General features: G+C 61.1%; 8 protein-coding genes. 5 read left to right on the top strand and 3 right to left on the bottom strand.

All coding sequences use genetic code 11. The annotated features are described in order from the left end of the window. Positions 1-964: 964 nt before the first annotated feature. Positions 965-1,210, bottom strand: a complete 246-nt coding sequence (locus K288_RS51695; protein WP_084800117.1) for a DUF3551 domain-containing protein — start codon at positions 1,208-1,210, stop codon at positions 965-967. A 332-nt stretch (positions 1,211-1,542) separates the two neighbouring features. Here K288_RS51695 and K288_RS48790 point away from each other — a divergent pair, with 332 nt between their 5' ends. The 3 genes from K288_RS48790 (at position 1,543) to K288_RS0142130 (ending at position 3,928) form a co-directional block, all read left to right on the top strand. Then, the gene (locus tag K288_RS48790) at positions 1,543-2,214 is read left to right on the top strand and encodes a cupin domain-containing protein (protein WP_244443474.1); all 672 of its coding nucleotides are present in this window, start codon (positions 1,543-1,545) and stop codon (positions 2,212-2,214) included. 159 nt (positions 2,215-2,373) lie between these two features. Then, on the top strand, positions 2,374-2,802 hold the full coding sequence (locus K288_RS0142120) for a hypothetical protein (protein ID WP_027584728.1): 429 nt from the start codon (positions 2,374-2,376) through the stop codon (positions 2,800-2,802). A 187-nt stretch (positions 2,803-2,989) separates the two neighbouring features. Beyond that, complete coding sequence (locus K288_RS0142130) at positions 2,990-3,928, top strand: hypothetical protein (protein WP_244443475.1); 939 nt, start codon at positions 2,990-2,992, stop codon at positions 3,926-3,928. Positions 3,929-4,013: 85 nt separating this feature from the next. Here the strand turns inward: K288_RS0142130 and K288_RS48795 are convergent, their stop codons facing one another. Further along, entirely contained in the window at positions 4,014-4,388 is a 375-nt protein-coding gene (locus K288_RS48795) for a lysozyme inhibitor LprI family protein (RefSeq protein WP_051335047.1), read from the bottom strand. 223 nt (positions 4,389-4,611) lie between these two features. Next, the gene (locus K288_RS0142140; RefSeq protein ID WP_027584730.1) at positions 4,612-4,881 is read right to left on the bottom strand and encodes a DUF2312 domain-containing protein; all 270 of its coding nucleotides are present in this window, start codon (positions 4,879-4,881) and stop codon (positions 4,612-4,614) included. 261 nt (positions 4,882-5,142) lie between these two features. On the opposite strand from K288_RS0142140, the gene K288_RS0142145 reads away from it, so the two are divergent. Next, positions 5,143-5,373: a hypothetical protein gene (locus tag K288_RS0142145; RefSeq protein ID WP_027584731.1), complete on the top strand. Its 231-nt coding sequence runs from the start codon at positions 5,143-5,145 to the stop codon at positions 5,371-5,373. 244 nt (positions 5,374-5,617) lie between these two features. Then, positions 5,618-5,888 (top strand): IS5 family transposase (locus K288_RS0142150; protein ID WP_027583766.1); only part of this gene is annotated, 271 nt, incomplete at its 3' end.

Raw genomic sequence — 5,888 nt, forward strand, 5'->3', positions numbered from 1 at the left:
CGCCGTGCGCGAAGCCGCATGGCTCGCCATCTCGGCGACACTCACCCGTTCATTGCGCAGAAAGCGCGTAAAACGCACCTCCTGCGCTCGGTCCCCCGCAAGACGACGAATGCATGAACCAGGCCGGCGAACGAGGGCGTCATGCAACGACGCCCCCCTTTTTCCAGGCGACGATCGCCAAATCGTCCCAGTCCAACCTCCATCGACATAAGACCTCCCTCCACAAGACCGCCTCTCATCAGGGAATCAGTCTTCGCCGATCTTCGCAACAAAGATGTGTGCATTAGATAGCCGGTCACCGGGGAGAGCACGAAGTAAGTCGTAAAACCACTGCGCAGGGAAAGCCGGAGTTGCTTCGGTTGACCTGTGGTCCTACCCCCGTGCTTTTTGTTGCACGGGGCCCACGGGTGCAACCGGCACCCGGCTTTCCCTGCGCCCTCTCCATCGAAAGAGGGTCAACGAAAACGCGACCCCGGGCATTTTGTGCCGCGGGAACGCGGACTCGCATCGCATGCGCTGTTTGACAATCGAATCGAAACATGTCGCCGCAGGGCAGGATTAGCGCTCTGATCCTGGGGTGGCGCGATCACCCCGGTCCTGCACCACTGCAAGTGAATCGCGTGCAGTCCTGGTAAACACCCCGACACTCGAACGACGGCAACTGTTTCATATGACGGCAGTCGCGATATCGCGCGCGACAGGTATTCATGCATTGCTGCTTGGCGGTCTGAGCGGCGGCCAATGTGCCAGTGGCGAGATCGGAATCGCGCGCATTGAGTCGTCCAATGCTCAAGGACAGAGGCACTGCCACGAGCGCGCAGATAACGGCAAACTGCTGCTTCGTGCACTTCATGGCTCAGCTCCCGTTCAGGTCGAAACCGATCAACGTCGGACAGCCGAAACTCATCCGACAAGCCGTTTGCGTTGAGCCCGCCGCGCGGGGCTTCCTTATGTCAACACGATCTCAGTGCGGCGGCGGCCAGCGGCCTGGCTGCGTGTAGAAAAAGGCGAAGCGCGGGTTGATCCCGCAATAGGAGAACGTGCCGGATGCGCTCGCCAGGCATTGTTGGTAGGTCCAGAACGAGCAAAGGCCCGGAAGGCCCCAGTCCTTTCCCTGCAGGCAGTAAGGGTAGTCCTGCGCGGCGGTTGGCGAGATTGCTCCCGCCGCGACTGGAGCGGCAACTGACAAGGCAAATATAAAACGTCGCATGAGATACCTCCTAACGAGCACAGGCCCGAAGGTACGCAGCACGGACGGAAAGTCGTTGTTGCGATCCGTCCGAGATACAGGGCGCCGGGCCAGCATGGGCCCACTGAAACGGCGCGCTATGCGGATTCGGAATCTGCGCAGCTCAAATGTCGGCTTGTGAAGCCCTCAGTCCTGTCATGGGCCACGCGAAGCGCGGACCCGGTGACGCATTCCCGCATCTCCACCAACAACTATACTCATCGTCAAATCATGGGGAGGACAGGCTGATGAGATTCCGGTGGCCAACATTCCTGGGAAGAGCCGAGAAAAATCCCGACCCGAGCGATAGCCCGTTGTCCGACCTCAGTGATTTGGATCGGCGTCATCTGCTGTATGTGTTATCGGCGATGGCAGGCGGTGGCGCGTTACTCCCGCAAAGCGTCCTGGCCCAGGATGCCAGCACGCTGCCGACCCCGAAGCGGGCCTTGACCGGGCGGGATGCCAACGGCAAGTCGGTATTCAAGTCGTTCGATGTGACCCCGAAGGTGGTCACGATCGACGCGAATCCCGGGCTGACTTTCTACGAGCTCTATATCACCGAAGAAGTCCCACAGCTCACGGGGATCGAGCCGGACCCCATGCTGCAAGGCACTCGTGCATTCCCGGGGCCGGGAGGAACGATGTTCCGCCTTATCTCCTATCCTCCCAGGAGGCCCGAAGGATGGACCCCGCCGCCGGGCACCACCTTTGAAAGCGGGTTGAGAGAATTGTCCGAGAAGGTACCTCGCATGGGCGATTACTTTGACCGCGACGCACCCGGGATGCACACGTCCGATACCGTCGATTACGGAGTGGTGGTCAGGGGCGAAATGACTCTGGAGCTGGACGACGGTCAAAAGGTGCATCTCCGTCAGGGTGATTGCGTGGTCCAGAACGGAACGCGGCACCGCTGGCGCAATCCGCTGCCAGAACCCTGCCTCATGGCTTTCATCTCGGTTGGTGGGAAGCGGGCTGGCAAGACATGAGGCGGCCAAGCGCCTGCTGTGACAAGCGCCACCACCGGTAGTTTCAATATCGCATCAGACCAAAGCCCAATTGTAACGGCGATGGGTCGAGACGGATATTGTCATCGATGTCGCCGGAAAGCCCCTGCCCTGAAGGGAAAGAAAACAAAGGATATTCGGATGACGCCAGATACCGCCGTCGTGTTCGCGAGCATCATCCTGCTGCTTCCGATGATGTATCTACTGCTGGCGGCCCCCGCCTTTCTGCTGGTGAGGCTGGACATCCTGCCTGTCGCCCGACTGTTGCGCGCCATGTTCAACGGCTATTTCGTGACATTGGCCGGGGCCGGTGTGATCGCGACGATAGCCGTTGCCGTGACCGGTCATCTGGCTTTAGCCATTGGCATTGGCTTGATCGCGGCTTTCGCAGCCTCGTCGCGCGGCTGGTTTTTGCGGCAGATGGATGCGCGGATCAGTGACAGAAATGTTGGCGATGCCGACGCCGCGCGCCGGCTGCGACAGCTCCATTGGGGCGGCATGCTGAGCAATGCGATCCAGCTTGTCGTTGTCGTGGCCAGCATTCCCTACATCGCCGTCGCCCCGGCTTAGTCGAGGTTTTGCGAATGGCCTGCGGAGGAACGTTCTCTGCGGTCGGTCCATGAACTCGGCAGAAGTGGCTGCCGAGGTCGCCATAAATTCTCCCTCACGCCGGCCTTATCTTGATCGAAACGGCGACGGCAACTATCCTTCCAAGAATCTCGGACTGCCGCTGCAAGGCTGAATGGAGAGCGCATCGGTGGCTGGTACGGACGACCCGAAGCCGGACGAACCGCAGGGCATGCCGCGCGCTGATGGCGAGCTGGCGCGGGCCTATGAACGGATCAAGAGTGCCGGCGAAGACCTTACGCGGCTCGACCGGTTGGTCTCCGGATTGGAGCACGGCGGCGACAGCCAGCCGGCCCGGCAGGAAGGTGCCGGCACGGAGCGCTCCGACGCTGCCACCGTGAACGAGGCACCAACACCGGAGAACCCGGCTCGCGACCCAGCCCCGCGACGGGGTCGCCCCGTGCTGCGAACCCTCGCCGGCCTTCTGTTGGCGGTCGGCATCGCTGGTGCGGCGCTCGCCGCGCGATATGGCGATGAGGCCAAGGCGATCATGGCGCGATGGACGCCGCACGTCTCGGCGCTGCCTCCAGAGGCGGCCGAGCGTCGCGATCCGGCAAAATCGCTGGTTGTCCAGGTAGCCGATGCGGCTGAACAGCCTTCCGCGCCGGCCCCCCCGGTCCCCAAGGACGCGCCGGCGCCTTCGAACCCCAAGGAAACGAAAGACGCTCCGCCAACCGGCTCCGCCAAGCCCGTCGACTCGACATCCATAGACGTTGCGCAATCGCTCAAGACCATCGCGCAGGGCCTTGTAAGCATCAACGACAAGCTCGAGCAACTGAAGAGCAGTCACGACCAAACGCTTCGCGAGCATGCCGACTCCATTCAGCAGCTCAAGACGGCTCAGGAGCAGAATGCCCGGGACAGCGCGCGCATCGCCGAGCAGATACAGGCGCTGCAGGCGCAGCTTGCCGCCTTGTCCGCGAAACCCGCCGCGCCGACCGTAAAGAAGGAGAACTATGTGGCTCCGCGCCCGCACGTGCCCGTAGCCGAACCTCGGCGGCCCAGGCGGCCGCCAGCGCCCTGGATGCCCCCGCCGTATTCGGAACCCTGGGACGATCCGTATTGGTGAGAGACACACACGTTCCGACGGATATCATCCAGGTCCGTCGCGGCGGGACGAGGCTTCTTCCTGCGAATGATGCGGAAGTGTCCGCTCACTGGTGTCCGCAGGCCACGTCCCCCTCCGGGCAATTGACCAGAGCAAGCAGCTCGCCTGTTCGAGTCCGGGTCACGCGCTCCCTGCAAGCCATGATGGCCAGCGAATGAACAGAGCCGCCTTTGGATCCGAGTGCTTCAAACTCGCATTCTTGATCACGGAAACTCACCCAGGTCGTTTCCGCTTTGCGAAGAGCCGTTTGGCGGTCAGGTGAGATTTTCGCCAGCAAGCGCTGGAAGGCCGCGTTGAGCGCCTCATCGGCTTGCTTGAGGCTTTCCTCCTGCTTGCTGGCGTCCCGAGTCTGCGCACGCGACGCGGTGGAGGAAATTGACACCAAAATGCAGCAGGCCACAGTCGTGACTATCTTTCGCATCGGTTGCTCCGAGTCCTTGGACCGGTGGTTCTTTGACGGCGCTGTCGTTAGCCGACACAGTGATCACCTCTTTCCGTTGCACAACTGTATCGATTTCGGTTGATTGAACTACCGAAGTAACGGACGTGACCAGACTCGGACGGATAACACCAAGAACTTCGCGCAACTTCGCGGCTCGACGGGTTAACTGAGCTAACCCGTCATGCGCGTCACATCGATTGGATCACGCTGCCTTGGCGGCCTGCTCCGGCTGCGAGGTTTCCATCGCCCGCATGTAGAGGTCGAGCAGGGTTTCGCGCTCGTCGCGCTCTTCCTTATCTTCTTTCCGCAGCTTGATGATCTCCTTGAGAATCTTCACGTCGAAACCTTCGGCCTTGGCCTCCGAGAAGACTTCCTTTTTCTGCTCGTTCAACTCCTGCAATTCGGTGTCCAGATTCTCGATCCGCTCGACGAAGGAACGAATACGCCCGCCGGGCATGGTGATGTCAGACATGGTGCCTCCTTGCTGAATGAGGTCGTGAAAATGGGCGCAAAGAAATAAACAATGTATTAACCGCGGGGTCTCCTGGAAGCAGCTCTCGCCGGACGAACCGCATGGCGGATCTGGCCTCAGCCGAGCCAATCAATCCCCATCGACTTAAGTCGAATCCCCAGCATTCCCCGTAGTTTCCCGATGGGGGATCACCCGGATTCTCCGCTGTCATCCGCGCTGCTACGATTGGACTGTGAGGTCGCTTGCCGCAGGAGGCGGAACATGGCTGAACTGTATTTCCATTGCTCTGATGCCGAGCACGTCTTGATCGATGACTGCGGTATCGCCATGGACCTGGCCGAAGCGCGCGAGTACGCGGAAGGCCTCGTGCGCTCACTCATCATGACGCCTAGCGAAGAGGACTGGCGCGGCTGGGTCCTGCACGTCACCGATGAGCTCGGCGAGGAAATCTTCGTCCTGCCGTTCTCGTCCGTGCTCGGCAAGCTGCACTGAGGCGGCCGCCGTGCCGCGCGCTAAAGCCTCCTGGAGGCCGCTGCGCCGGAGCCTGCACGCGATCATCGCAGGCTGCCACAAGCTGATTGGAATTTTCCGCAATCCCTATCGGCCCGAGCTTCATTACATGCGAGGGCGCGGCCCGAAGTGGCATGCGAAGCACCGGACCTCCTAGGCTGTGTGGACTCTTGGGATTCTCAAATCAGATGGAACGTGATTCAAGGCTTTCTTTTAGGAGGAAGCCTTGGGCGTTACGGATCGGCTCGTTCTGAGCGACAGGCAATGGGACCGTATCTCCGGCTTGATCATCGGTCGGCCGGACCAGCGTGGTTCGACAGGCCGCGACAACCGGATGTTTGTCGAGGGCGTGTTATGGATCGTGCGAACCGGTTCGCCGTGGCGTGATCTGCCCGAAGCGTTCGGCGAATGGAACAGCGTCTTCCGACGTTTCAGCCGGTGGAGCGCCAAGGGGGTCTGGCTAGGTATGTTCGAAGCGCTGGCGGATGATCCGGACT

The sequence above is a fragment of the Bradyrhizobium sp. Ai1a-2 genome (assembly GCF_000426245.1).
GTDB lineage: Bacteria > Pseudomonadota > Alphaproteobacteria > Rhizobiales > Xanthobacteraceae > Bradyrhizobium.